Source organism: Streptomyces cucumeris (assembly GCF_024295805.1).
GTDB lineage: Bacteria > Actinomycetota > Actinomycetes > Streptomycetales > Streptomycetaceae > Streptomyces > Streptomyces cucumeris.
Genome location: NZ_JANCLX010000010.1, coordinates 1 through 24,969 on the forward strand (window position 1 = coordinate 1; position 24,969 = coordinate 24,969).

General features: G+C 70.3%; 21 protein-coding genes, 1 tRNA gene and 1 pseudogene. 10 read left to right on the forward strand and 13 right to left on the reverse strand.

Features of this window, described 5'->3' with window-relative positions:
* Nucleotides 1–733: pseudogene (locus tag NMK44_RS16910) on the forward strand (SDR family oxidoreductase); the annotation flags it as partial.
* A gap of 82 nt (nucleotides 734–815) precedes the next feature.
* On the opposite strand, the gene NMK44_RS16915 reads toward NMK44_RS16910, so the two are convergent.
* Complete coding sequence (locus NMK44_RS16915; protein WP_254743889.1) at nucleotides 816–1,034, reverse strand: hypothetical protein; 219 nt, start codon at nucleotides 1,032–1,034, stop codon at nucleotides 816–818.
* 289 nt (nucleotides 1,035–1,323) lie between these two features.
* A complete protein-coding gene (locus NMK44_RS16920) occupies nucleotides 1,324–2,337 on the reverse strand; it encodes an NAD(P)H-dependent glycerol-3-phosphate dehydrogenase (protein ID WP_254743891.1) in 1,014 nt (337 codons plus the stop codon).
* Between the two features lie 324 nt (nucleotides 2,338–2,661).
* Here NMK44_RS16920 and NMK44_RS16925 point away from each other — a divergent pair, with 324 nt between their 5' ends.
* From NMK44_RS16925 to NMK44_RS16940, 4 genes are read left to right on the forward strand one after another with little or no spacing between them, the layout of a single operon-like run.
* A complete protein-coding gene (locus NMK44_RS16925) occupies nucleotides 2,662–3,090 on the forward strand; it encodes a hypothetical protein (protein WP_254743893.1) in 429 nt (142 codons plus the stop codon).
* 48 nt (nucleotides 3,091–3,138) lie between these two features.
* Nucleotides 3,139–3,921, forward strand: coding sequence for an ATP-binding cassette domain-containing protein (locus NMK44_RS16930; protein WP_302888328.1), 783 nt, complete (start codon nucleotides 3,139–3,141; stop codon nucleotides 3,919–3,921).
* Nucleotides 3,922–3,927: 6 nt separating this feature from the next.
* Nucleotides 3,928–5,175 (forward strand): DUF7224 domain-containing protein, encoded by a 1,248-nt coding sequence (locus tag NMK44_RS16935; protein ID WP_254743897.1) that lies wholly within the window; start codon nucleotides 3,928–3,930, stop codon nucleotides 5,173–5,175.
* Nucleotides 5,172–5,768: a hypothetical protein gene (locus NMK44_RS16940; protein WP_254743899.1), complete on the forward strand. Its 597-nt coding sequence runs from the start codon at nucleotides 5,172–5,174 to the stop codon at nucleotides 5,766–5,768. Before NMK44_RS16935 ends, NMK44_RS16940 begins: the two co-directional genes overlap by 4 nt.
* On the opposite strand, the gene NMK44_RS16945 is transcribed toward NMK44_RS16940, so the two are convergent.
* A complete protein-coding gene (locus NMK44_RS16945) occupies nucleotides 5,738–5,959 on the reverse strand; it encodes a hypothetical protein (RefSeq protein WP_254743901.1) in 222 nt (73 codons plus the stop codon). The genes NMK44_RS16940 and NMK44_RS16945 overlap by 31 nt on opposite strands.
* Before the next feature lie 268 nt (nucleotides 5,960–6,227).
* On the opposite strand from NMK44_RS16945, the gene NMK44_RS16950 reads away from it, so the two are divergent.
* Nucleotides 6,228–7,001, forward strand: coding sequence for a hypothetical protein (locus NMK44_RS16950; RefSeq protein ID WP_254743903.1), 774 nt, complete (start codon nucleotides 6,228–6,230; stop codon nucleotides 6,999–7,001).
* A 372-nt stretch (nucleotides 7,002–7,373) separates the two neighbouring features.
* Here the strand turns inward: NMK44_RS16950 and NMK44_RS16955 are convergent, their stop codons facing one another.
* From NMK44_RS16955 to soxR, 4 genes are all read right to left on the reverse strand, one after another.
* On the reverse strand, nucleotides 7,374–7,874 hold the full coding sequence (locus tag NMK44_RS16955; protein ID WP_254743905.1) for a hypothetical protein: 501 nt from the start codon (nucleotides 7,872–7,874) through the stop codon (nucleotides 7,374–7,376).
* Between the two features lie 401 nt (nucleotides 7,875–8,275).
* Nucleotides 8,276–9,520, reverse strand: coding sequence for a tetratricopeptide repeat protein (locus tag NMK44_RS16965; protein ID WP_254743907.1), 1,245 nt, complete (start codon nucleotides 9,518–9,520; stop codon nucleotides 8,276–8,278).
* Nucleotides 9,521–9,791: 271 nt separating this feature from the next.
* A tRNA-Pro gene (locus NMK44_RS16970) sits at nucleotides 9,792–9,868 on the reverse strand.
* 157 nt (nucleotides 9,869–10,025) lie between these two features.
* Nucleotides 10,026–10,499: a redox-sensitive transcriptional activator SoxR gene (gene soxR / locus NMK44_RS16975; RefSeq protein ID WP_254743909.1), complete on the reverse strand. Its 474-nt coding sequence runs from the start codon at nucleotides 10,497–10,499 to the stop codon at nucleotides 10,026–10,028.
* A 91-nt stretch (nucleotides 10,500–10,590) separates the two neighbouring features.
* Between soxR and NMK44_RS16980 the strand changes: the two genes are divergently transcribed.
* A complete protein-coding gene (locus NMK44_RS16980; protein WP_254743911.1) occupies nucleotides 10,591–11,292 on the forward strand; it encodes a thiamine pyrophosphate-binding protein in 702 nt (233 codons plus the stop codon).
* 53 nt (nucleotides 11,293–11,345) lie between these two features.
* The gene (locus NMK44_RS16985; protein WP_254743913.1) at nucleotides 11,346–12,251 is read left to right on the forward strand and encodes a transketolase family protein; all 906 of its coding nucleotides are present in this window, start codon (nucleotides 11,346–11,348) and stop codon (nucleotides 12,249–12,251) included.
* A gap of 144 nt (nucleotides 12,252–12,395) precedes the next feature.
* On the opposite strand, the gene NMK44_RS16990 is transcribed toward NMK44_RS16985, so the two are convergent.
* Nucleotides 12,396–13,337 (reverse strand): alpha/beta fold hydrolase, encoded by a 942-nt coding sequence (locus tag NMK44_RS16990; RefSeq protein ID WP_254743915.1) that lies wholly within the window; start codon nucleotides 13,335–13,337, stop codon nucleotides 12,396–12,398.
* 312 nt (nucleotides 13,338–13,649) lie between these two features.
* Here NMK44_RS16990 and NMK44_RS16995 point away from each other — a divergent pair, with 312 nt between their 5' ends.
* Entirely contained in the window at nucleotides 13,650–16,967 is a 3,318-nt protein-coding gene (locus NMK44_RS16995; protein ID WP_374215288.1) for an amidohydrolase family protein, read from the forward strand.
* A 106-nt stretch (nucleotides 16,968–17,073) separates the two neighbouring features.
* Here the strand turns inward: NMK44_RS16995 and NMK44_RS17000 are convergent, their stop codons facing one another.
* Both NMK44_RS17000 and NMK44_RS17005 read right to left on the reverse strand, forming a co-directional pair.
* Nucleotides 17,074–17,499 (reverse strand): VOC family protein, encoded by a 426-nt coding sequence (locus NMK44_RS17000; RefSeq protein WP_254743919.1) that lies wholly within the window; start codon nucleotides 17,497–17,499, stop codon nucleotides 17,074–17,076.
* Between the two features lie 262 nt (nucleotides 17,500–17,761).
* Entirely contained in the window at nucleotides 17,762–18,742 is a 981-nt protein-coding gene (locus NMK44_RS17005) for a LysR family transcriptional regulator (RefSeq protein WP_254743920.1), read from the reverse strand.
* Nucleotides 18,743–18,812: 70 nt separating this feature from the next.
* Between NMK44_RS17005 and NMK44_RS17010 the strand changes: the two genes are divergently transcribed.
* Nucleotides 18,813–19,967 (forward strand): TDT family transporter, encoded by a 1,155-nt coding sequence (locus NMK44_RS17010; protein ID WP_254743921.1) that lies wholly within the window; start codon nucleotides 18,813–18,815, stop codon nucleotides 19,965–19,967.
* Nucleotides 19,968–20,250: 283 nt separating this feature from the next.
* Here the strand turns inward: NMK44_RS17010 and NMK44_RS17015 are convergent, their stop codons facing one another.
* The 3 genes from NMK44_RS17015 to NMK44_RS17025 form a co-directional block, all read right to left on the reverse strand.
* On the reverse strand, nucleotides 20,251–20,988 hold the full coding sequence (locus NMK44_RS17015) for a helical backbone metal receptor (protein WP_254743922.1): 738 nt from the start codon (nucleotides 20,986–20,988) through the stop codon (nucleotides 20,251–20,253).
* Nucleotides 20,989–21,139: 151 nt separating this feature from the next.
* Entirely contained in the window at nucleotides 21,140–23,755 is a 2,616-nt protein-coding gene (locus tag NMK44_RS17020) for an ABC transporter permease/substrate binding protein (protein ID WP_254743923.1), read from the reverse strand.
* Entirely contained in the window at nucleotides 23,748–24,905 is a 1,158-nt protein-coding gene (locus tag NMK44_RS17025; protein ID WP_254743924.1) for a quaternary amine ABC transporter ATP-binding protein, read from the reverse strand. The genes NMK44_RS17020 and NMK44_RS17025 overlap by 8 nt, the downstream gene beginning before the upstream one ends.
* Nucleotides 24,906–24,969 lie beyond the last annotated feature (64 nt).

Sequence of the window (24,969 nt, forward strand, 5' to 3'; positions counted from 1 at the left end):
TTACCCCTTCCGTCTCGTGGCACCGGCTGGACTTCCGTGATCCTCGTGCTCTCGACAAAGTCATCGACGCGGTGGAGCCCAGCGTGGTGATCAACGCGTCCAGTGGGGATGCCGACTGGACGGTCACTGCCGATGGCCCTGTCCGCCTTGCTCAGTCCACCGCGCGGCGTGGCATCCGGCTGGTGCACGTCTCCAGCGACGCGGTTTTCTCCGGGAGCCGCAGCTCCCGTTACGACGAAGCGGCTCTCCCCGATCCGGTGACTCCCTACGGAGCCGCGAAGGCCGCCGCCGAGACCGCTGTGCGTCTGCTTCATCCTGCTGCGGTCGTCGCCCGCACCTCGCTGATCATCGGGGATGGCGGGTCCGCCCACGAACGGGCGGTGCACGAGCTGGCCGACGGCACATGGCGGGGGGCTCTGTTCACGGACGACATCCGCTGTCCTGTGCATGTCGCTGACCTGGCCGCCGCGCTCTGGGAGCTTGCCCCGTCGGACGCGGCCGGTGTCTTTCACCTCGCGGACCCGATGCCCTCAGCCGCTACGACCTCGGCGTACTCATCGCCCGACGCGATGGCATCGACCCCGCCCGGCTGTCCGTCGGCCGGCTGTCCGTCGGCCGCCGGGCGGACACGCAGCTCCTGGGAGCCTTGGACGTGCGCCTGGACAGCGGCGCCACGCAACGCCGGCTGAACACCAGGCTGCGCGGCGCCCGCGACTTCCTCGACAAGGGCTGATGGGAGGGCGAGGGGCCATCACGCCATCTCGTCCTAGGCAGCCCGGGGCTGCCCGACGGTGCAAGAGGTCTGCAGCCCACGGTCAGAACTCCCCCGTCACGCGCAGGGTCACCCGCCAGACGCCTGGCACCGATTCCTCAGCTGCCGTTGCCATCGCGCCGCGCAGGTCGTCCTCGAAGTCGTTGTCGATCCAGGCGAGCAGGCGCGCCTCGGCCTGCTCGGCGGAGTGCAGGTCCCACCCGGTCCCCGGCGGCCCGCGCACGGCGGTGTGCTCGTCCAGCAGGGCGCGGGCCCGCCTCACGGTCACCGTTCCATCACCACCCCTACGCAGGTTCAGAATGTTGCCGAGTTCCGAGAACGGCTCGCCGAGAGACGGCGTTTGTCAGTGGGTTCTGCCAGGGTGCGCTTCGTGGATGAACTGGTGGAGCGTGTCGACGCCGGGTCGGCCCCCTGAAACCCGATACCGGTGGCGTCGCTCCTGGGCAGCTGGGTCCGATATGAGTGCCCCGCGTGGTCGGTGTACGAGGCCCCGCCGCCGTATCGACGGGGCGTGGGCCTCCAGCCCTGCGTGGCTGGAGCGCTGCGAGAGGTCAGCGCTCGGGCTTGGGGGGCCGCTGCATCAGCGCGGCGGCGGTCTCGGCAAGGGTGATCTTGTCGTTGAGCAGAGCGGAGATCACTTCCGCGATCGGCATCTCGACACCTCGGGTACGGGCCAGGTCGAGAACCGCCTCGGCGGACTTGACGCCCTCGGTGGTCTGCCGGGTGGCTGCCGTCGCCTCCTCGACGCTCAGACCCCGGCCCAGGTGGACGCCGAAGGTGCGGTTGCGGGCGAGCGGGGAGGTGCAGCTTGCCACCAGGTCGCCCAGGCCGGACAGCCCGGCGAGGGTGGCTGGGCAGGCGCCCATGGCCACGGCCAGTCGTGTGGTCTCGGCCAGTCCGCGGGCGATGAGCAGGGCCGCGGCGTTGTCGCCGAGGCCCATGCCTGAGGAGATGCCGACCGCCAGGGCAATGACGTTCTTCACTGCGCCGCCCAGCTCGCAGCCCACGACGTCGATGCTGGTGTACGGCCGGAAGTAGGGGGTGCGGCAGACCTGTTGGAAGCGGCGTGCGGCGTCCTCGTCGGGGCAGGCGATCGTTGCGGCGGCGGGCTGGCCGCCCATGATCTCGGGAGCGAGGTTCGGGCCAGACAGTACCGCGACCCGGTCGGCGCTCACTCCGGTCACCTCGGTGATGACCTGACTCGCCCGCAGCTTGCTGCCCTGCTCGATGCCCTTCATCAGCGACACGATCAATGTCTCGGGACCGATGTGCGGAGCCCACGCAGCGAGATTCGCCCGCAGGGACTGCGCGGGAATGGACAGCAGGAGGAAGTCGGCGCCTCCCAGCGCGACGGTCGGGTCGGTGGTGGCCGTTACGGTGTGAGGCAGTTCGATATCCGGGAAGTACCCGGGGTTGCGGTGCGCCGTGGTGATCGCGTCGGCGATCTCACTCCGCCGGGCATGCATGACTACGTCAGTGCCGGCGTCGGCCATGATCTTGGCGAGGGCGGTTCCCCAGGACCCGGCCGAGAACACCGACGCACGAGCGGGACGGTGCTGGCTCACTGAGAGTCCTCGATCGGGGTACCGGAGCCGGGAAGGTCGACCCGGCCGTGGGTGGTGTTCAGGGTCCAGCCCGCTGGTGAGTGCGGGATGCCTTCCGTGCTTGTGATCACTGCGCTCGACCTCGTCACCCCAACCGCAATTGCAGTACTAGAGGATCGAATCAGTTGAAGTTCCCAACTTCAAAGCCTGATTTGAGCCATGGATTGCCTGATTTCGGACACTCCTCCTATCCGTAACATATCCCCTCGCCTTGATGTGCGAATATGTTCGAGCTGGATGGCTAAATGCCTCATAGCGGACCTAAAGAGTGTTGATTCATGCTAGATGCTGGAGATGTCTGTGCGCACATCACGCAACGCGGCCGTCGTCGCGACGATGACCGTGGCCGTTGGGCTGCTCGGTATGGGAGTGGCCCACGCCGAAGGGGGATTCGACAGCAGCATCGGCGGCTGGTTCCCGGGTAAGGAGTCGCGCCACTGGCACGATCTCAATCACGACGCCGCGCGTACCACGGTGAGATTCTCCGGGTGCAAAGTGGATGGTGCCTCCAGGTTCATATCCGCCACAATTCAGCTGAAGAAGGAGCGGAGGGCTCTTCCTGACCCTGTCATCGCCAGGGACAACAACACCTGCGAGACGTCGAACTTCGGCCGCCAGGGCGAAAACTGGTACTACTTCAACCTCTCAAGGATTAACGGAGGGGACGGCAGCGGCATTCGTCTAGGAGTAGAGAAGGTCAACGTCAGGTACTGAGCTCCGTATGTCACCCGGCCCGCGCGGTCACCTGGCGGACCGGGTGACATGCTCTGTCCATTAACCGCCACTCCCCTCGGACATCTCGTGCCATTACGTTACGCAAACTGCACGTTCGGGTATCGATCCCATGCGCCTGTCCTCGCTGCACTGACTCTTGAGTTCCCTCCTGGTTGCACAGTGCTGCTGGGCCCCAACGGGGCAGGGAAGTCAACGCTGCTTTCACTCGGAGCGTCCGTTCTCAGTCCTGGGGCCGGGAGCGTTACCCTCGGCTCGCTCGACAGCGCTCGGCGGCGTGACCGAAGCGCGTACCGCCGACGGGTCGGCTGGCTGCCACAGCACATCAATCCGGTTCCCGGGCTGACAGCCCGTGAGCAGGTCGCGTTCGCCGGCTGGCTCAAGGGACTGTCCAAACGTCAAGCGTGGGATCAGTCGGCCAAAGCACTCGACGATGTCAAGCTCGGCGAGCTGGGCTCGCGACGCAGCCACGAGCTGTCAGGCGGTCAGCTGAGACGCCTTGGGATTGCTCAGGCCCTGGTGCACCAAGCGGACCTGGTTCTGCTCGATGAGCCGACCGCCGGGCTCGATCCAGTGCAGCGCGCCGTCTTCCGTGAGCTCGTGGCGGAGCTAACCCAAACGGTCCACTTCGTGGTGTCCACCCACCAGACTGAGGATCTCGCCGACATCTACGACACGGTTATGGTCTTCGACCGGGGAGACGTCACATTCCAAGGCGATGTCGGAGAGTTCTTGGCCTTGGCTCCTCATGAGGTTCCTGTCGACCGCCGGGCCGAGATGGCGTACCGGTCGCTCGTTCGCGGGGAGGTCTGAGCGAAGATGCGCTGGAAGACTCTGCTCCGTTCGGGCTCAGCTCTGTGGGCAACCCTGCTCCTCGTCCCGGCTCTCCTGTTCTTCAGTTCTGGCAACACGGACTCGACGATCCCGTACTGGGAATCGGTGACTGCCCAATCCACTATCGTGCTCGGCGTCGTCAGCGCTGTCTGTGGCGCCTGTGCCGCGTGGGAGTCAGGGCGCCTGAAGCAAGCGGCCATCTCCACTTGGGCGCCGAGTCGGAGTGACCTGAGGGTGGCCTGTGAGCACCTCGCACCGGTCGCTCTTCTCGGGGTGCTCGGCATCCTCGCAGCACTCGTGGCGTTCGCGGGTCCCGCGCGCGACACCCCAGGAGGACCGGACTGGACAGTGCTCGCGGTTTCCTACACCGTCGTGATCTCGCATGTGGCCGTCGGCTATCTGGTAGGCCGCTGGCTGCCCAGGTTGCTCGGTACTGCCCTCATGCTCGTCTTCGGGTACTTCTGGGGGTTCTGGCCGGCGGCCCTCGATCGCCCGGCGTGGCTGAGGCACCTGAATGGCCAGGGCATCGGCGACTGCTGCCGCCTGGATCAGGAGCCCTCACTTCGCAGCCTGGGCGCGACCGCGCTCTTCTCCATCGGGGCTCTCGCGGCCGTGTGGATCTTCCTGTTCGTCGGAAGCCGCAGAGGATTTTGGATTCTTTCGTCCGCTGTCGCTGTTACGGGGCTGGTCGCCGCCGTGGTGGTCGCCAAGCCCCTGGGACTCGACGGCGAACAGGCGCGTGATCGTACCGCCCTCCATTGCGTGGGGAACCAGCCTCAGGTTTGCCTGTGGCCTGAACAGCTCGACCATCAGGCCGACTTCGTTCGCTGGTCGCATGTGGCCGAACGCCGACTGCGGACTGCCGGCCTGACACCGCCCGGGCAGATGGCCTTCAGCCAGGTCGTACCGGATCGTGAGACCGTCCTGAGCGTGACGGCCACCAGCCTGCTTCCGCTGGACCCTCCCGCATGCGCACTCACACCGGGTGCCGCGTACCCGGGCGATGAGGCTGTCTCGGTCATCTATCCCTGGCTCGCCATGACTGCGGGTGTCCGGCCGGATGCGTTGCAATGGCCGGCCGAACACGTGCGGTACGCGGAGAAGGTGCGTGAGTTACCGCGCTCCTCGCAAAGGACGTGGTTCGATCGCAACATGCGTTCCGTACGCGACTGCTCCATCAAGCCCGAACTGACGCTGTCCGCGTTCACCCGAGCCACGGAGAAACCGACGTGATCTGGTGGCTCCGCGCTCACGCCGCGCTGACCTGTGCCGTGGTTCTCGGCGCGTGCATGATCTGCGCACCGCTGCTCGCCGACTCGAACCTTCCCGTGCCGTCACTGTTCAGCGGATCGTCCGGGGGCATCCCTGTGCCGCTCGTGCTTCCGGTCTTCCCCGCGTGCGCGATGCTCTACGGTCTGAAACGAACACCGTGGGAGTCCGGTGCGGCGGCGGTTCGGTCCGTACAGTGCTGGGAAGCCGGAACGGCGGTGGTTGCCGGCTGCACGGTACTGGTCGTCGCCTCGGTCGAGGGCATTCTCCTCGATTTCCCCCTCGGCTTCGCGGCGGCACGCAACTTTCTCGGCTATCTCGGAACCGGTCTGCTCGTTCAGCGCTTCGCCGATGCCCAGTACGGTCCTGTCACGGTGGCCGCCGTACCCATCGTGTGCGGACTCATCGGACTGGGGCCTGCTGGCCGTCCGTACCCCTGGATGTGGCCCGCACATACAAGTGGCTCCCCACTGGCCGCCGCTGCCGCGGGGGTGCTGTTCTGCCTGGGTCTCGCAGCCGCGATCACTCAGCGGTCGGAACGACGCCGGAAAGGATGAGAATCCGCTCCAAGGCGCCGAATACCAAGATCACGATCATGGGGTATCCGCAACTCTTCGGAAGCATCGGCCTCACCTGTGTGACCGGCGTGGGCACCACGGGCGCGCAGATCCTCAACCGCATGGCTGTCTACATGCAGCAGGCCGAAATAGAAACCGTAGAAAGTCTCGGCGACAAGAACATCGTCCATGTGAACCCCGACCGCAGCTTCGACGGAAAACGAGCCTGTGCCACCCCACCCCCGGAGGAATCAACAAGCTCGTCAAAGCGCAGAACGGCGCGGGGGACTTCAAGTGTCTCTCGACAGACAGTTGGTGCATCAGCAGGGAGAGCTATCACCCGAACAAGACCGGAACTTCCGCGTACGCTGACGCTATGCAGCAGGCGATCGGAGGTCTGCGTGAGGCGAATGACGCGCCGGACAGCAGGAGGCAACGCCGTTGAGGCGTGGTCCCGGCATGGGACGCACCGCGCCGTGGGCCAAGGCGCTCGGTGCGGTGTGCGCCCTCGCACTCATCGGCATCGTCAGTCTGTACTTCGCGCAGGAAAGGATGGCGAACCGCAACAAGCAGGCGGCCATGAAGGCGTCCACCGACCTGGCTCATGCGTTCGGCCGCGCCATCCGACAGAACGGCAGTACACCGTTCCCCTCATCCGCACGCGTTCATTTCATGCTGTGGCAGGTCTCGCGGACGGCGAACCTGGAGTCCTACGCGGTCCACGACACGGTCGCCGAGGTGGTGGCTGCCTTCACGTCTCCCTATGACAATGGCAACCCGATCGCGGGAGGACAAGGGCAGGTCACTCGCTGCTACTCCTACACCGTCACCCGCACGCGCGCCCTGGGCGTCTCGGTGACGACGCGCTCGCTGAAGGCTTGCCCCCGCCAGGGGCCGGACCTCAGAGAGCGGGAACTGGAAACCCTCTATCGGACGGCTTTCAAGGCCCGGGAACAGTTGGCCAGCGATGCCGTTGGAGGCGAGTTGACGTCCAGCGAGATAGCACACGCCGTCGGCCCCCACGCCCTGGTCGAACGGCATCGGCGGAGTGTTGGTATCACCCAAAGGTTCACCAATGCCCCGCTGGGCGAGACCCCTCACGTCGCGGCATATCTTCGATTCGACGTGACCCTCACCCCGGGCCGACCGGGGGTGGTGTCGTCCCAAGACGTGTCGGAGGCAGCTTGCCCTCCTCTGCGTAGCCGCCAAACGATGGCCTCCTCCCGATCGTGACGGCGACCGTTGACCCATACGGCGGCTGTACGACGCCGACCTCCACGCGGCGCCCATGTCGCCCTGACCGCACGCCTTGGAGCAGTTCAACGCAGCCTGGATGGATAGCTCACCCGTACTTCCGGCCCCCAGCCCTGACGTAGGGGTTCCATCCCCCTTGGCGAGTTGATCGCGAACAGCCTGGTCTTTCGCCATGCCCGTGGCCGCTTGCCAACGAAGTTCGCGCTCTGCCGTGGCACGCTCGTCATCCTGCCTGCGCCGAGCGTCCGCTACCGCTCCCCCTCAATCCCCTCCGAGGATCACGCCGAGTGTCTCTTCAAGCGTCCGGCTCTTCCGATCCCGCCAGCGACCCGGCCGCCTGGTCGTACCGCCTCAGCTACCAAGTCCCTGTAGCAGCAGAAGCGACCTACGGCGCAGCTCAGGCGGCATCGCCAGTTGACCCTCGTCATTGCCGAGCACAACTACCACCGGATGCAGGCGTCCCGATCGCGAGGGAGCAGGTACCGAAGGCCCACCCGTCTTCGGTCGCTGACTCCGCGCATGGGGATGCGGGTCCTCCGCAAGGAACAGCTCCAGCCCAGGCCCGCCGTAGTACACCTTCTCGATGCGTTTGCCCGCCGGTTCCAGGCCATGCCGCTTCGCGTAGTTGACGACGCGCCGCCACTCCGCGACCTCGTCGTCATCGGGATCAGCAAACCGGACACGTCCCTCGGCGACGAGCCGCTCGATCAGCTCCCGTGCCTTCGCACGCCGAGCACTCGCGACGGGCCGCTCGCTCCCTTCAGCGCCCACCTGAGCGCCGTTCCCGCGCCGCCACCCGCGCTCGCGGACACCTTGCGGGCACTGCAGGAACCGCACGAGGTCACCGAACACCGGACATGACCTTGGCCCTCAGAGCGTCCCCCGCCACCTGGCGACACATCAAGGATGCGGCGCACCCACATAAGAGACCGTCTCAACTGGCTTGATTACTAGGCTGACGGCCGGGACAGCGATGATGGAGCGTCTGGTGCCGGATGGGTTCTGGGAGTTGTTCCAGCGGGTGGTTCCAGCTGCTCCGGTACGACCCCGTTCGAGGCGGCTCGCTCCCAGCGCCGCCGCCAAGCTGCGGCGGCCGAAGCAGCCGCCCTTTGGCGGGCCCGTGCGGAGAAGGCCGGAAAGGCACAGAGTGCGCGCCAGATCGGACAGACCGCATGAGTGACCACGGCCGGGGCCATGAGAGCGTCACATGCCAGGGGCTGGAACGGTGCGTAGGAGGCTGGCAGCGATTCCGATCAAGGCTTCTGCCTCTCTACGGCTGTAGACGGCCGGGCCGTCCTCTCCGCCTCCCGCTGCCAGTGAACAAGGTTGCGTTGGGTGGTGAGGGTATCGAGGTGGTCCGGGCCCAGTACCCGCTGCCGATCCTCCAGCAGTTCCGCGTAGGTGGCTACAGCCTTGGCCGCATCCCCCGCCTTCCCCTGCCACCAGGCGAGGTTGTGCCTGGTGGCCAGAGTATGGGGGTGGTCCGAGCCGAGTAGCCGTATCCGATCGGCCAGCAGATCCTCGTACCCGGTTATGGCGCCGGCTGCGTCCCCCGACTGGCCGCGCCAGTGAACAAAATTGTGGCGGGTCGCCAGCGTGTGAGGGTGATCGGGGCCCAGCACACGAAGCCGAAATGCCAGCAACTCGGAGGTGATGGCCGCAGCTTCAGCTACATCTTCCACCTCTCCCAGCCAGTAAGCGAGGAGCTGGCGGGTGGAGAGTGCATCGGGGTGCTCCGGGCCGAGTACCCGTACGCGATCGGCGAGCAGTTCCCTGAATCCGACCACGGCGCCCGCTGCGTCACCTTTGTGTCCCTGCCAGTGGGCAAAGCTGTGCCGGGCGGCGAGCGTATCGGGATGGTCCGGGCCGAGCAGCCGCAGCCGGGCGGCGAGCAGTTCTGCAAAGGCGGCTGCCGCGCCAGTCGCATCTCCCGCTTCTCCCCGCCAGCCAGCGAGACGGTGACGGGTGATGAGCGTGTCGGGGTGGTCGGGGCCCAGCACCCGCAGCGTGTCGTCCAGCAGTTCGGCGAGGGCGTCCGCGGCGCCGGCCGGATCCCCCGCCTTCCCCCGCCAGTGGGCAAAGCTATGCCGCGCGGCGAGGGTGTCGGGGTGGTCCGGGCCGAGGCGGCGGCGGGCGGTGGTGGCGAGGTATTGGCAGTGGTTGATGGCGGCGGTGACCTGACCGCACTCCCCGAGGCTTGCACCGGTGCGCTGCAGCGCCTTATGGGCGGCTGGGCGGTACAGGGCGTCTTCGGCGTGGGTGGTGAGGGCCGTTGTGTTGGCACGCAGGGCCTGGGCGAGGGCGGTGTCGCGTTCGATCTCGGGCCAGGCGTCCATCAGCGCGTCGGCGGCGGTGCGGGCGTACTGCGTGTGCTGCTCGAAGGTGAGAGTGTCGCGGGTGGCGCGCTGGATGAGCTGGTGAACGCGCGCGGCCTGGTGAGGGGCGTACCGATCATGGTCGATCAAGCTGCGCCGGTGCAGGGCGCGCAGGGCGCCCAAACCGCCCGCACCGCCGTGAACGCCATCGACGCAACCCTCACCACCGCCGAACAGAGGGTGCAGCTACCAAAGCCACGACCACCCTGCGACCACAGCCCACGACTCCACAACCAGATCACCGTCAGCAAAGCACCGGCCAGAGCCATCAGTTGCCCCAGCGCTCCAGGCGCCCGTCCCGCGCATGCGACCGCTATGCGACCACAACCCCCGAAAACACCGAAAAGGCCGCCTCCGCATCTCTGCGGAAACGGCCTCCGACCTGCGAAAACGCTGGTCGGGACGACAGGATTTGAACCTGCGACCCCTTGACCCCCAGTCAAGTGCGCTACCAAGCTGCGCCACGTCCCGGTGCTCGTCCCGCTCGGGCCTTTGCCCTCGCCGACCGCGCACGAGAACAATACCGCACTTCAGGGGGTGGTCGCTGCCAGCAGGGGGCGGGGGATGGATCTCCGCCAGGTGGGCGGCGGTGCGGAGGGGAGGTGGGGGCAGGCGCGCGCAGCCATGGTCACGTTGAGTCGCCAGTCGATTGCGGTTCGTCGCCGAGGAGGTAGCGCGCGCCCGGGCCGAGGGCGGCGGCGGTGTCGGTGGGGTTGTAGAGGGTGCACTTGCGCAGCGAGAGACAGCCGCAGCCGATACAGCCCGTGAGCTTGCGCTTCAGCCGTTCCAGGTCGGCGATCTGCTGGTCGATGCGGTGGGACCAGGCGCGGGCGACCGCGTTCCACTGGGTGGCGTTGGGGGCACGGTCCGCCGGGAGGCGGTCCAGGGCGGCGCGGGTTTCGTCGAGGGAGAGGCCGACCTGCTGAGCGGCGCGGATGAACGCGACGCGGCGGAGCGTGGAGCGGGCGAAGCGGCGCTGGCGGCCGGCGGTGCGCCGGGAGTGGATCAGGCCGAGTTCCTCGTAGTAGCGCAGGGCCGAGGTGGCCAGGCCGCTGCGGGTGGCCAGCTCCCCGATGGTGAGGAGGTCGGAAGTCGACGTCATGGCGGTCGATCCTAGGCGGGCCGGGGGCCGGGCCAGGTGGGCGACATCGGGCGCTTGACTTCAAGTCCGCTTGAAGTTGCACGCTCTTCCCATGACCTCCACCGCAGTTCACAGCGCCGACGCGTACCACGACCTCCCCCGTCTCATGGGTCTGATGAGCGGCGACGAGAAGCACGGTCCGGCCGCCACCTCCACGCTGGACGCGCTCTGGGTGCTCTACGACCGGGTGCTGCGGGTGTCGCCGGAGAGCATGGACGATCCCGAACGTGACCGGTTCCTGCTCTCCAAGGGGCACGGCCCGATGGCGTACTACGCGGTGCTCGCCACCAAGGGGTTCTTCAGCGAGTCGCTGCTGCCGGGCTTCGGCTCCTACGACTCCCCGCTCGGGCACCATCCGGACCGGCTGCTGGTGCCCGGCGCCGAGATCAGCAGCGGGTCGCTCGGCCACGGGCTGCCGCTGGCCGTGGGGACGGCGCTCGGGTTGCGGGCGCAGGGGCGCACCGGACCCGCCGTGTGGGTGCTCATCGGCGACGCGGAGCTGGACGAGGGCAGCAATCACGAGGCGATCGCGTACGCCGGGGCGGTCGGGCTGGAGCGGCTGCACACGCTCGTGATCGACAACGCCTCCGCCACCCACGGCTGGCCCGGCGGCATCGCCTCCCGCTTCGCCGCCGAGGGGTGGTCCACGGCCACCGTCGACGGCCGGGATCACCAGGCTCTCCACGAGGCGTACACCGCGCCGCACCCGGGGCGGCCGCACGTCGTCGTCGCCCGGGTCGAGCCCAAGAGCTGACCCTCACCGCCGGCCCCACCCACCGAACGTCTCCGTGAAAGGACCTCCACGTCATGGACACCATGCGTGAGCGCTTCACCTCCACCGTCTCCCGTCTCCTCGACGAAGACCCCCGGCTGGCCGTCGTGCTAGCCGAGATCGGCGTCGCGAACTTCGCCGAGGCCCAGCGCGCCCATCCCGACCGGGTGATCAACGTCGGGATCCGGGAGCAGCTGCTGGTGGGGGTGGGTGGCGGACTGGCGCTGACCGGAATGCGGCCGATTGTGCACACGTTCGCCAGCTTTCTGGTCGAGCGCCCCTTCGAGCAGCTCAAGCTGGACTTCGGGCACCAGGGCACAGGTGGGGTGCTGGTGAGCGCAGCCGGTTCCTACGACTGGCCCGCGGGCGGTTTCACCCATATGTCACCCGGGGACGTCGCCCTGCTGAACACCCTCGACGGCTGGACCGTGCATGTACCCGGCCACCCCGACGAGGCCGAAACCCTGCTGCGGCACGCCGCCGCGGCCGATGACGACGCCGTCTACGTCCGGCTGTCGGCGCACGGCAACACCGCGCCGCGCGATGTCACCCCCGGCCGTTTCCTGACCGTGCGGGAAGGACGCGGCGGTGTGGTGATCGCGGTCGGGCCGATGCTGGACAACGTGCTCGCCGCCGTGGCGGGGCTGGACGTGACCGTGCTCTACGCCACGACCGTGCGCCCCTTCGACGAGCGTTCGCTGCGCGCGGCCGTCCAGGCGGGCACCGGGTCGGCCGATGTCGTGCTCGTCGAGCCATATCTCGCGGGCACCTCGATCACCGCCGTCAACGACGCCCTCCCGGACCTGCCGCACCGTGTGCTCGGGCTCGGCATCGGACGGCGCGAGCTGCGGCGCTACGGCGGGATCGAGGAGCACCTCGCCGGTCAGGGGCTGGACCCGGCCTCGCTCCGGGAGCGGATCTCCGGCTTCCTGAGCCGGTGAACCGGGCGGTCCGGGCCTGGTCCAGGTCCCGAGCCCGGTCCAGGCCCCGAGCCCGGTCCAGGTCCCTAGCCTGCTCAGGTCAGGAACCCGGGCCTGCCTTCGGCCCCAGCGCCCGCCCGAGCCGCCCAGGCCCGCCCCCACCCCTCAGACGTGCTTGTCCAGCCAGGCCAGCAGGTCCGCCTGCACCTCGTCCCGGTTGGTCTCGTTGAGGATCTCGTGCCGGGCACCCTGGTAGCCCCGCCAGCTCAACTCCCGCGTCCCGATGTGGCGGAAGTCCTCCAGCAGTTCGTAGACCAGGGTCATCCGCTGGTTGCAGGGGTCCTCGGTGCCCACCGCCAGGTGCACCGGCAGGTCGGCCGGGATCCGGGCCTGCTGCCGGGGGTCGTTGATCTTGCGTACGGCGCGTACCCAGTCCAGGGCGAGACCCGCGCTGAACGGGAAGCCGCACCGCTCGTCCGCCGCGTACGACGCCACCTCCGCGGGGTCCCGGGTGAGCCATTCGAAACCCGTGCCGAACTCGTACGGGTCGTTGAACGAGGCGAAGAGGGTGGGGGTGAAGGTGGACAGCACCGTGCGGCCGCCGGTCGCGACCTCCTCCCCGATCCGTGCCATCGCGTCCTCCAGCTCGGTGGCGGGGAGGGTGCGGAAGGTTCCCGAGAGGATCAGCCCGGCCAGTTCCGCGCCGTACTCCTGGGCGCAGTCGCGGGCCAGCATCGAGCCCAGGCTGTGGCCGAGGAGCACCAGTGGCAGCCCGGGGTGTTCGGTGCGGGCGCGGTCGCCGACCGCGCGCAGGTCGGAGACGATCGCCCGCCAGCTGTCGCCCTCCTCGCCGACGATCCCGAGACCGCCCGTGGACTCCGCGGTGGCCCCGTGTCCGCGGTGGTCCGAGGCCACCACGGCGTAGCCGTGCCCGCTGAGGTAGCGGGCGAACCGGTCGTAGCGCAGGGCGTGTTCGGCGGCGCCGTGGGCGATCTGGACGATCGCGCGCGGCGTGCGGCCCTCCGGCAGCCACGTGTACGTCGCGATGCGCACACCGTCCGGGGTGGGCAGCTGGTCGGTGCGGTAGCTGGTGCCGCCTGCTGGCATTCGGTCTCGTCTCCTGGGGTCGGGTCGGTGCCCTGCTGATGGGGCCGGTGGAGTGGGGCGTGAGCGGGGGCTGGAGGGTACATGGACTGCGGGTGGAGCACGGCTGGAGCGTGGGCGGGAACGGAAGCCAACTCTCCCCTTACCCGGGGCCCAAGCCAAGGCTGTTGGCAGCAAGGTGTTGACCACGAACCCGTGGGGTGTGCAACGATCAAGCGCTTCGTCTGCCGTTTATGAACTCCTGCCCCGCACAACCCCCGTGTCACAGGAGGATCGTTGGACACTCCAGTCGCCCCCGGCGCCGTAGACGCTTCCATCACCCCCGGCGCTCCAGAAGACCCGGACTCCGGGGACGCCCCGGGCGCGCCGGACACCCCCCTTTCCGCCCTCTCCCGGCGGCGCTTCCTCCAGGCCACGGCTGCCGGGAGCGCCACCGCCGCCGTCACCGCGCTGCCCGTCGAGGCCGCTGCCGCCGCCGGTGCGCGGGCCGGCCGGCGGACGCGGCGCGCCTCGCTCTCCTTCACCGCCGCCACCAACGGCGCCGCGACGCTCGCCCCTTCCGGTGGCTCCTCCGCGGCCTCCGGCCCGCGTCTGGTCGCCGAGGTGCAGAACGTCCTGTGGTCCGTGCCCCGGGACGGTGGCGAGGCGACCGCGCTCACCCCGCCCGGGCTGGAGCCCACCCGGCCCGTCTTCTCCCCCGACGGCGAGCTGCTGGCGATATGCGCGTACAAGGGCGGCGGGTTCCACATCTGGACGCTGCGCCCCGACGGTTCGGAGCTGCGGCAGCGGACGGACGGCCCCTGGGACGACCGCGGTCCGGCCTGGTCGCCCGACGGCACCCGGATCGCCTTCGCCTCCGAGCGCGGCGGCGACCCGGTGGCGGGCAGCCCGTACCGGGTGTGGGTGCTGGAGGCGGCCAGCGGTGAACTCACCCGGCTCACCGGGCTGTCGGGGCAGGAAGGCCCGCTCCAGGACGGTGCCTGGGAGGACTTCGACCCGACGTGGTCGGCGGACGGCGAGCGGGTGCTGTTCGTCCGCGGGGTGCCCGGCGGAACGCCGGTGGGCAGCGTGCTGGACACGCGTACGGTGGCCTCCGTACGGGCCGACGGCACCGGTCCGGTGCGGTTGGAGCACACCGAACCGGCCACCGGCGCCCAGGTGATGACCCCCGCGCTCGCGGCGGACGGACGGCTCGCCTATCTGCGGACCACCCCCGCGCCGAGCGCCTCCTGCACCCTGGTGGTGGACGGGAAGCCGGTGGCGCTGGAGGGCGAACCGCATCCGGTGCCACCGCGCTGGACGGCCGAGGGGGATCTGCTGCTGACCGTGGACGGGCGGTTCCAGCTCGTGCGCCCCGGTGGGCGGGAGGGGGACCGGAGCACGTCCCGGGAGATACCCTTCCGCGCCACCCTCCCCGTCGAGCGGCCCCGCTACCGGGTCAAGGACTACGACTTCGACGGCGGCGGGGCGCGGCCGGTGCGCGGGATCCACCTGCCCGCGCTGTCCCCGGACGGCCGCCGTGTGGCCTTCGCCGCGCTCAACTCCCTCTGGGTCGCCGATATCACGGGCGGCCGGACTCCCAGGCGGGTCGTACGGGCGGCGCCCACCCGCTATCTCCTGGCGCCCACCTGGACGTCCGACGGACGCGCGCTGGTGTTCGCCGACGACCGCGACGGACTGCTGGCGGTGCGCCGCCGGGAGCTCGGCTCGGGTGAGGAGACCGTTCTGGCGTCCGGGGGCCGGGTGCATCCGGCGCTCTCCCCCGACGGCAAGCGGCTCGCCTGTGTCGACATGTCGGGAAACCTGGTCCTGCGCGATCTCGACGCCGCCACCGAACGGGTGCTGGCCGCGCCGCTGGGCGCGGGCGGACTGCCGGGACGGCCGAGCTGGTCCCCCGACGGCCGGTACATCGCGCTGTGCGACCGCAACCGGCTGAACCAGCGGTTCCGTGAGGGCTACAACCTGATACGGGTCGTGGACGCGGCGAGCGGAGCGGCGAAGCTGCACGCGGTGGCCGCACACACCTCGCTCTCGGACCGTTACGACTCCGGGCCCGTCTGGTCCCCCGACGGCCGCCATATGGCGTTCGTCTCGGAGTCCGCGCTGTGGCTGCTGCCGGTGCGGCCCGACGGCACCCCCGACGGCGCGCCGCGGCGGCTGACCGACGAGGCCGCCGACCACCCCTCCTGGTCGGGGGACTCACGCCGGGTGCTGTACCTGTCGTCGGGGCGGCTGCGGCTGCTGGACGTCGAGTCGGGCGAGACCCGTACGGTGCGGGTGCCGCTGGACCGGCGGCGGCCGCGTCCGGCCGACACCGTGGTGCACGCCGGACGGTTCTGGGACGGCACGGATGGCGGCGGCTCGGGTGGCTCGGACGGCGGTGGCACGGTCCGCGAGGACGTGGACATCGTGGTGCGCGGCGGGCGGATCGCCGCCGTGGAGCCGCACCGCGGCGGACGGGTGGCCAAGCGCCGGATCGACGCCTCGTCCCGCACCGTGCTGCCGGGTCTGTGGGATGCGCACACCCATCCCTGGCAGTACACCTATGGCGGCCGTCAGACCGCGCTCCAACTCGCCTACGGCATCACCACCGCGGTGTCCCTGGGCGGCTTCGCCTACGAGCAGGCGCGGTTGCGGGAGGCGGTGGCGGCGGGCGCCCTGGCCGGGCCGCGGCTGCTGGCCACCGGTGAGCTGCTGGACGGGCCGCGGGTGGCCTACAGCATGGGCCGGGCGCACCGCACCCGGGACGGGCTGCGCCGTTCGCTGGAGCGCGCGGCCGGGCTCGACTGGGACTTCGTCAAGACCTATGTCCGGGCGCCGGGCTGGGTGATGGAGGAGGCGGCGCGGTTCGCGCACGAACGGCTCGGGGTGCGCACCGGAAGCCATCTGTGCACCCCCGGCATCCAGCTCGGCCAGGATCTGACGACCCATCTGCAGGCCACCCAGCGGCTGGAGTACGGACACGCCACGACGGCGACCGGGCGGGCGTACCAGGACCTCACCGAGGTCTACACGGCCACCTCGGACTTCCGGCTCATCGCCACCCCGTTCACCGCCGGGCCACTGGTCGGGGCGGACCCCTCACTGGCGCGGGACGAGCGGGTCACCCGGCTGATGCCGCCCTGGGACACCGCACTGGTCCGGCAGCTCGCCGGGACACCGCCGACCGACGCCCAGCTCGGCACCCTGCGCACGGAGATCGGGGTCTACCGCCGGGTCCTGGAGGCGGGCGGAGTGGTCGCGCTGGGCACGGACCAGCCGCTGGTGCCGGTGGGTCTCCATCTGCACCTGGCGCTGCGGGCGCTGCACCGGTACGGGCTCTCCCCCGCCGAGGCGCTGCGCACGGCGACCGTACTGCCCGCGCGGGCCTTCGGCGCCGAACGGGATCTGGGCACCCTGGAGGTCGGGAAGCTGGCGGACCTGACGGTCGTCGACGGGGATCCCTTCACCGATTTCGACTCCCTGGTACGGACCGAGGCGGTACTGCGCGGCGGGATCCCGTTCCGGAGCGAGGAGCTGGTGGAGTCCTTCCCGGCCACCACCGGGCAGGAGCGGCACGGCATGTCGGCCGAACGCTGGCTGGAAGTGGGACGGCACCTGCGCCGGGAGAGCTGCTGCGAGCTCCACGGCTGAGCGGACCGGTGGGGCGGCGCCGGGTCCTGACGGGCCCGGTGCCGCCGCGCCGCGCGGTCCGCCTGCGCCCCGTCCACCAACGCACGGGGCCATCCGGCGGACCGGCTCAGAAGACCAACTGGCCGACGCCCAGCAGATTGCCCTCGCTGTCCCGGAACCAGAAGGCGCGCTCCCCCCGCGCGCCCTTGCTCGGGTAGTTCCCCTCGATCCGGGCGATCCCGCCCTCCGTGCGGAACCCGGGCACGTCGACCTCCTCGAACACCACACCGCGCCCGCGGAGCTCGGCGGCCGCCGCGTCGAGGTCCGCCACCTCCCAGCCCATCTGGGTGAAGGTGCCGGACGAGGTCCCGGTCGACTGGAACACCGCGAAGTCCGTACCGCCGCAGCGGTACAGCAGTCCGCCGGGGCGTTCGTCGACGGGCTCCAGGCCCAGCTTCTCGGCGTAGAAGCGCCGTGCCCGGTCCAGGTCCCGGGCGGGCAGCCGGGTCGCCACGCGGCCCTGGCCCAGGGCGCCGCTGTTGTCTGCGTTCATGGCCCCACTGTGCCGGTGGCGGGCCCGCGCGGCCCGCCGCCGTTCAGCCATCCGGCCCTGGCGCCGCCCGCAGGACAGGTCCGGGTCGGACACGCCCTAGGGTCCGTCTTCAAAGGGGCCGCCCTGCTCCCGACGCCTGGCACGGCACCTCGCTGCGTTGTCGGAGTCGCCCAAGTACGCCCAGTACGAGGGCGATCCTCCGCCTTGCGATCCACCGCACCAGACGCCGGTCGCGGCCGGACGCCCCCTTTGAAGACGGACCCTAGCGGTGCTCGCCGCCCGGCCGGGTGAGCCCGAGCAGATCACGGGCCGGACCGGTGGGGCGGTGTCCGGCGGGCCAGACCGCGCGCAGGTCACGGCGGAGCGTCACGTCGGCCACGGCGACCTCCACCAGCCGCCGGGCGGAGAGCTCCTCGCGCACGGCCAGCCGGCTGAGCACGGCGGGTCCGGCGCCGCTCACGGCCGCCGCCTTGACCGCGGTGGTGGAGGCGAGCTCCAGCAGCGGGGCGGCGAGACCGCCGTGGCCGGCGAGGGCGGCGTCCAGTACCTGGCGGGTGCCGGAGCCGCGTTCGCGCAGGATCAGCGGGGTGGCGGCGAGCTCGGCAGGGCTGATCGCGGCACGGCGGCGGGCCCAGGGGTGGGTGGGGGCGGTGACGACGGCCAGCCGGTCATGGCCGATGACCACCCCGTCCAGCCCACCGGGCACATCGAGGCCCTCGACGAAGCCGATGTCCGCCTCGTCGCCCAGCAGCCGCCCCGCGACGGCCGCCGTGTTCCCGGCGAGCAGGGAGACGGCGGTGTCCGGGCGCAGGGTGCGCAGCGCGATCAGCCAGCCGGGCAGCAGGTACTCCGCGATGGTCATGCTGGCGGCCACCCGCAGCCGGGAGTCACGGCGGTCGCGCAGGGCGTGGACACCCGCGTCGAAGGATTCGGCGGCCTCCACCACCCGCCGTGCCCAGTCGGTGACCAGCGCCCCGGCCTCGGTGACCCGGGAGCCGCGCGGTGAGCGGTCGACGAGGGCGATGCCCAACTGCCGTTCCATGGCCTGGATCCGGCTGCTCGCGGCGGGCTGGGTGATGCCGAGTTCACGGGCCGCGCGGCCGAGGCTGCCGAGGCGGGCGACGGCGAGCAGCAGCTCCAGCGCGCCGAGGTCGGGGACGCGGTGCGAGACGGGCGCGGTCGCCGCGCCCCCGTCGGTCCCGTGGGGTATCGGTGCGCCGCCGTCGTTCCGTCCGTCGCTCATAAACGCAGTTTATGTCCTCATAGGATCGCGGTGTCTGGTGGCCGCCGGGCGGGCGCGCGAGGCTGCCGTCATGGTCACTGTCGCGCCTGCCCGTCCCCTCCCCGCCACCGTGGGCGGACGCCCCCGGGCGTCCGTACGCCACCTGGGTCCCAACTGGTACGCCACGGTGATGGGCACCGCGATCGTGGCCGGCGCGGGCGCCGGTCTGCCGGTGGGGGTCCCCGGGCTGCGCGCGGTGTGCCGCCTGGTGTGGGCGCTGTCGGTGCTGATGCTGGCCGTCGTGCTGGTGGCCCGTGCGGCGCACTGGACCCGCCACCGCGACCGGGCCCGCGACCACCTGCTGGACCCGGCGGTCGCGCCGTTCTACGGCTGTCTGGCGATGGCGCTGCTCGCGGTCGGCGGCGGCACGCTGTCGATGGGCGCGGACGTCATCGGCGTCACGGCGGCGGTGGCGGTGGACGCGGTGCTGTGGACGGCGGGGACGCTGCTGGGCCTGGTGGTCGCCGCCGGGATCCCGTACCTGATGGTGACCCGCCACCGGATCGGCCCCGCGGACGCCTCCCCGGTGTGGCTGCTGCCCGTGGTGGCGCCGATGGTGTCGGCGGCGCTCGGCCCGCCGCTGGTGCCGCATCTGCCCGCCGGGCAGTGGCGCGCGGCCATGCTGCTGGGGTGTGCCGCGCTGATGGGGGCGAGTCTGCTGGCGACCCTGCTCATGCTGCCGCTGGTCTTCGGCCGTCTGGTGCGGCACGGGCCCCTGCCGGTCGCGCTGACGCCCACGCTCTTCCTGGTCCTCGGCCCGCTCGGACAGTCCACGACGGCCGCGGGCGCGCTGGCCGACGCGGTGCGGTCCGCGGGGTACACCGGGGCCCCGGAGGCCGTCGCGCGGTTCGCCTCGGTGGCCTACGGGGTGCCGGTGACGGGGTTCGCGCTGCTGTGGCTGGCGCTGGCCGGGGCGATGGTGGTGCGGGCCGTGCGGCGCGGTATGCCGTTCGCGATGACGTGGTGGGGGTTCACCTTCCCGGTGGGCACCTGCGTCACGGGCGCGGCGGCGCTGTCCCGCCACACCGGGCTGGACGCGTTCGGCTGGCTGTCGGTGGGGCTGTACGGCCTGCTGGTGGCGGCGTGGGCGCTGGTCGCGGCGCGGACGGCGGCCGGCCTGGCCCACGGCACCCTCCTCGCTCCCCCACCGTCGGCCGGCCCGTCCCCGGCCGCCGTCCGCGGATGACCGGAGGCGGATGACCGGCGCCCGGCCGGTGGTGGCCGGTCCCGCAGAACGCGACGGGTACGCCCGACCGGCCCCGTGGACCGGAACCCACTCGGCGCGCCCGGCACACCCCACGGCCGGCACTGCCCTATGGGCCCACCGCCGGAAGGCGACCGGCACGGTCCGGAGGCGCACCCGGCCCGCGGGGCCGGCGGCCTCAACCCTGCTCAGTGCGGAGGTCCTTGGCGCACCCGGCAGCCGGAACATCCCGCGAACGCCGAACGCCCCACGGGGCCGGGCCGGGTCAGTCCGCCGACGTCAGCGCGGCGGTGAGCACCGCCGGGGCCGCCGCCAACGAGGGCCCGTACCAGGTGAGATGGCGGCCGCTGACCAGGGCCGCGGGCAGGCCGGGGAACGCCTCGGGGCCGTCGTCGGCCGTGAAGCGGTACGGCTCGTCCGGCAGGACCACCAGATCCGCGCCCGCGGCCGTCAACGCGTCGAGCGGGATACGGGGATAGCGCTCCTCGTGGCCGCTGTAGAGGTGGCGTACGCCGAGCCGGGCGAGGACGTCCCCGGCGAAGGTGTCCCGGCCCAGCACCATCCACGGCCGCCGCCACACCGGGACGACGGCGCGCCGCGGCGGGCCGTCGGGGGTGATGTCCGCCCAGGCCGCCTCGGCCTCGTCCAGCCAGCCGGGGCGCGGCAGTCCGCAGCCGCGCACCAGGACGCGGTCCAGTTCGCTGAACGCCTGCTCCAGGGTGCGCACTTCGGTGACCAGCACGGAGAGGCCGGCGGCGCGCAGCGCGTCGAGGTCGGGGGCGCGGTTCTCCTCCTCGTTGGCGATGACGAGATCGGGTGCGAGGGCGGCGATCCGCGCGGTGTCGGGGTTCTTGGTGCCGCCGATCCGCTCCGCGCCGAGACCGGGCGGATGGGTGCACCAGTCGGTCACCCCGGCCAGCAGCTCGGGCGCGGTGGCAGCGACCGCCTCGGTGAGCGAGGGCACGAGGGACACCACACGCCGGACGGGGGTGCGAGGGCTCATCGCTCCACCGTACGGCGTACCCGCCGCCGTACCGCCGGGGCCGTGCCGGGTCCGCCGCGCCCGCCGGGTCCGCGAAACGCCGCCGCCGCGGCCCGGAGCGGATGCTCCCGGCCGCGGCGGCGGCGTGCGGTCGTGGTGGTGACGCGGTGGGTCAGGAAGCCACCGGTGCCATCTTGTCCACGATGCCGGGGTGGGCGTCGATCCACTTCTGGACGCCCTCCTCCTCATTGCCCTTGCCCGCGTCCTGCACGGACGCCTCAAGGCTCGCGAGCTCCTTCTCGGTCATGTGCCACTTCTTCAGCCACCCGTTGAACTCCGGGTACTTCTGCGGGAAGGACTTGTTGGCGAGGGTGTGGAGCTGGTTGTTGGCCCCGAACGCCTTCTGCGGGTCCGCCAGCTTGGTGAGCTTGTACTTGTTGTACGCCCAGTGCGGGGACCACAGGACGACGGCCACCGGCTCCTTCTTGGCGTACGAGCGCTCGAGCTGAGCGAGCATCGCCGGGGAGGAACCGTTGGTGACCTCGTACTCCTTGTCCAGGCCGTACTGCTTGAGGACCTTGCTGTTGAGCAGCTTCATCTCGCCGGTGCCCGGCTCGATGCCGACGATCCTGCCCTTGAAGAGCCCGGACTTGCCCTTGAGGTCCGCCAGGGACTTCACGTCCTTGACATAGGAGGGCACCGCGATCTCGAGCGAGGTCTTGTCGTACCACGCCCCGACATCGACGAGATTCTTCTTGTACCGGTCCCAGTACTGTTTCTGTGCGACCGGCAGCCAGCCGTCGAATTCGACATCGATCTGCCCGGTGCTCATTCCGGTGAACATCGATCCGACGTCGTACTGCTTGATCTCCGGCTTGTAGCCGCGCCGCTCCAGGACGTTCTGCCACAGATAGGTGGTGGCGATGTCCTCGTCCCACGGGAAGTAGCCGATCTGGGGCGCGGCACCGGCGTCCTTGCCCTTCTGGTCGCCGCCCGGCACCGGGGCGAGCTTGTTGACCATGCCGGGGTTCTTCTTCAGCCAGGCCTGTACGCCCTGCTGCTCATTGCCCTTGCCCGCGTCCTGGATGGCCGCCTCGAGGCTGGTGAGCTGCTTCTCGTCCAGCTTGAACTTCTTCATCCACTCAGCGACCTGCGGGTTCTCCTTCGAGAAGCCCTTACGCGCGACGGTGTCGATGTGGTCGCCCTTGCCGAAGGCGCCCTTGGGGTCCTTGAGCTTGGTGAGCTTGTACTTGTTGTACGCCCAGTGCGGGGACCACAGGGTGACCGCGATCGGCTCCTTCTTGGCGTAGGAGCGGTCGAGCTGCGCGAGCATGGCCGCGGTGGAGCCCTTGACCAGCGTGTAGTCCTTGAGCCCGTAGTCCGGGATGACCTTGTCCTGCATCAGCTTCATCTCACCGGCGCCGGGCTCGATGCCGATGATCTTCTTCTGGAAGGTGGAGGACTTGCTCTTGAGGTCCTCCAGCGACTTCACGCCCTTGACGTACGACGGCACGGCGACCTCCAGCGAGGTCTTGTCGTACCAGGAGCCGAGCTTCTCCAGCTGGCCCTTGTACTTCGACCAGTACGCGGCGTGGGTGGCCGGCAGCCAGGCGTCGGTCTGCAGGTCGACGTTGCCCGCGGCCAGACCGGTCCACAGGGCGCCGACGTCGTAGGACTGCACCTTGGGCTTGAAGCCGCGCTGCTCCAGGAGCTCCTTCCACAGGAAGGTGGAGGCCACGCCCTCGTCCCAGTTGATGTAGCCGATGTCGACCGACTGGCCCTTGCCGACGTTGGCGGAGACGGCGGGGCCGGCCTCGTCGCTGCCGAACATCTTCATCCCGCCGGCGACCAGGGCCAGGATGACCACACCGACCATCGCGACCGAGGTCGCGGGCCGCCAGTGGAGCACCTTCGCACCCTTGAGTCCCTTGGCCCGTTCCTTGGCCAGCGCACGGCGGGCGAGCGGGGAGACACGCTGATTGAGCGCGCTGGTCATCCGGTCCAGGTACATGGCCAGGATGACCACCGCGATGCCGCCCTCGAAGCCCATCGACACATCGACGGAGCTGATCGCCTGGAAGACGGTGGCCCCGAGGCCTGCGGCGCCGACCATACCGGCGATGACGACCATGGACAGCGCCAGCATGATCACCTGGTTGATGCCCGCCATGATGGTGGGCAGGGCCAGCGGGAGCTGGACGCGGAGCAGGGTGCGGCGCGGATGGGTGCCGAAGGCGTCAGCCGCCTCGACCAGCTCCGCATCCACCTGGCGGATGCCCAGTTCCGTCATACGGACGCCCGGGGGCATCGAGAAGATGACGGTCGCGACGACACCGGGGACCACCCCGAGGCCGAAGAAGAAGATGCCGGGGATCAGATAGACGAAGGCGGGCATCGTCTGCATGAAGTCCAGTACCGGCCGGATCAGCGCGCTCACGGTGCGGTTACGGGACGCCCAGATGCCCAGCGGCACCGCGAACACAAGGGTGATCACACCGGCGACCAGCACCAGGGCGAGGGTGTTCATCGCCTCGCCCCACAGCTCGATCGAATCGATGAGCGCGAAGCCCGCGAAGGCGAGGACGGCGGGCAGCAGACCGCGCAGCCACCAGGCGAGCACCGCGAGGATGCCCGCCATCAGCAGCGGCTCGGGGGCGCTGAGCGCCGAGTTCACCGCGTCGTACATGCCCTGCACGACCGAGGTGATGAAGTCGAAGAACCAGCTCAGGTTGTCGCGGAGCCAGTTGACGCCGGAATTGATCCAGTCGCCGAGCGGAATCCTAGGCACCGGAGATCACCTTCCCTTCCGGTGTACCGGGTCTTTCGGGCCCCTCGGGTCCCGTTCCGTCGGGCCTGGTGTCCTCCGGCCCGCCGTCGGGCTCGCCGAGGACGGCCAGCAGCCGGGCGCGGGAGACCACACCGATGAGCGAGCCGTCGTCGTCGGTCACGGCGACCGCGACACCGCTGCGGGAGCAGGGGGTGAACAGCTCGATGATGGGGGTGTCCGCGGTGACGGTGGCCGGGGCGGCCGTCAGGACGTCCCGCTCGGTGCGAAGCTCGGTGCCGTCGTCGGTGGTGGTGCCCAGCACCTCGGCGGGCTCGGTCATGATCGCTCCGGCGGTGAGCACCCGGCTGCGGTCGACGTCCTGGGTGAAGGAGGCGACGTAGTCGTTGGCCGGGGTGACCAGGATGTCCTCGGCGCTGCCGATCTGGACGATCCGGCCGTCGCGCATCACGGCGATGCGGTCACCGAGCCGCATGGCCTCGTTGAGGTCATGGGTGATGAAGACGATCGTCTTCTTCAGCCGCTTCTGGAGCTGGAGGAGCTGGTCCTGCATATCGCGGCGGATCAGCGGGTCCAGCGCGCTGAAGGACTCGTCCATCAGCAGCAGGTCGGCATCGGTGGCCAGGGCGCGGGCGAGGCCGACGCGCTGCTGCATACCGCCGGACAGCTCGTCGGGCCAGGACCGCTCCCAGCCGCCCAGGCCCACCAGCTCGAGCGCCTCGGTGGCGCGCTTGATCCGCTCGGCGCGCGGTATGCCCTGCACCTCGAGGCCGTAGGCGGCGTTCTCCAGCACGCTGCGGTGCGGGAAGAGGGCGAAGTGCTGGAAGACCATGCTGATCTCGTGGGACCGCACCCGGCGCAGATCGCGCGGGTCGAGTCCGGTCAGGTCGCGGCCGTCGAAGTGGACGCTTCCCGCCGTCGGCTCCAGCAGTCCGTTGAGCATCCGCAGCAGGGTGGACTTACCGGAACCGGAAAGACCCATGACGACGAATATCTGGCCGGCCTCGACGTCGAAGGAGGCGTCGATGACCGCCGCTGTCGTACCCTGCGCGCGCAGCTCCTCACGGTCGGTGCCGCCCTCGAGTCTCGCCACCGCCTCATCAGGTCGTCTGCCGAACACCTTGTACAGGCGTTCAGCTCGCAGCTTGGACACACACACCTCTCAGGTAGCACCAAAAAGCGACCCGCCACCCCCGCCGGCAGGTCGCAGAGCGATG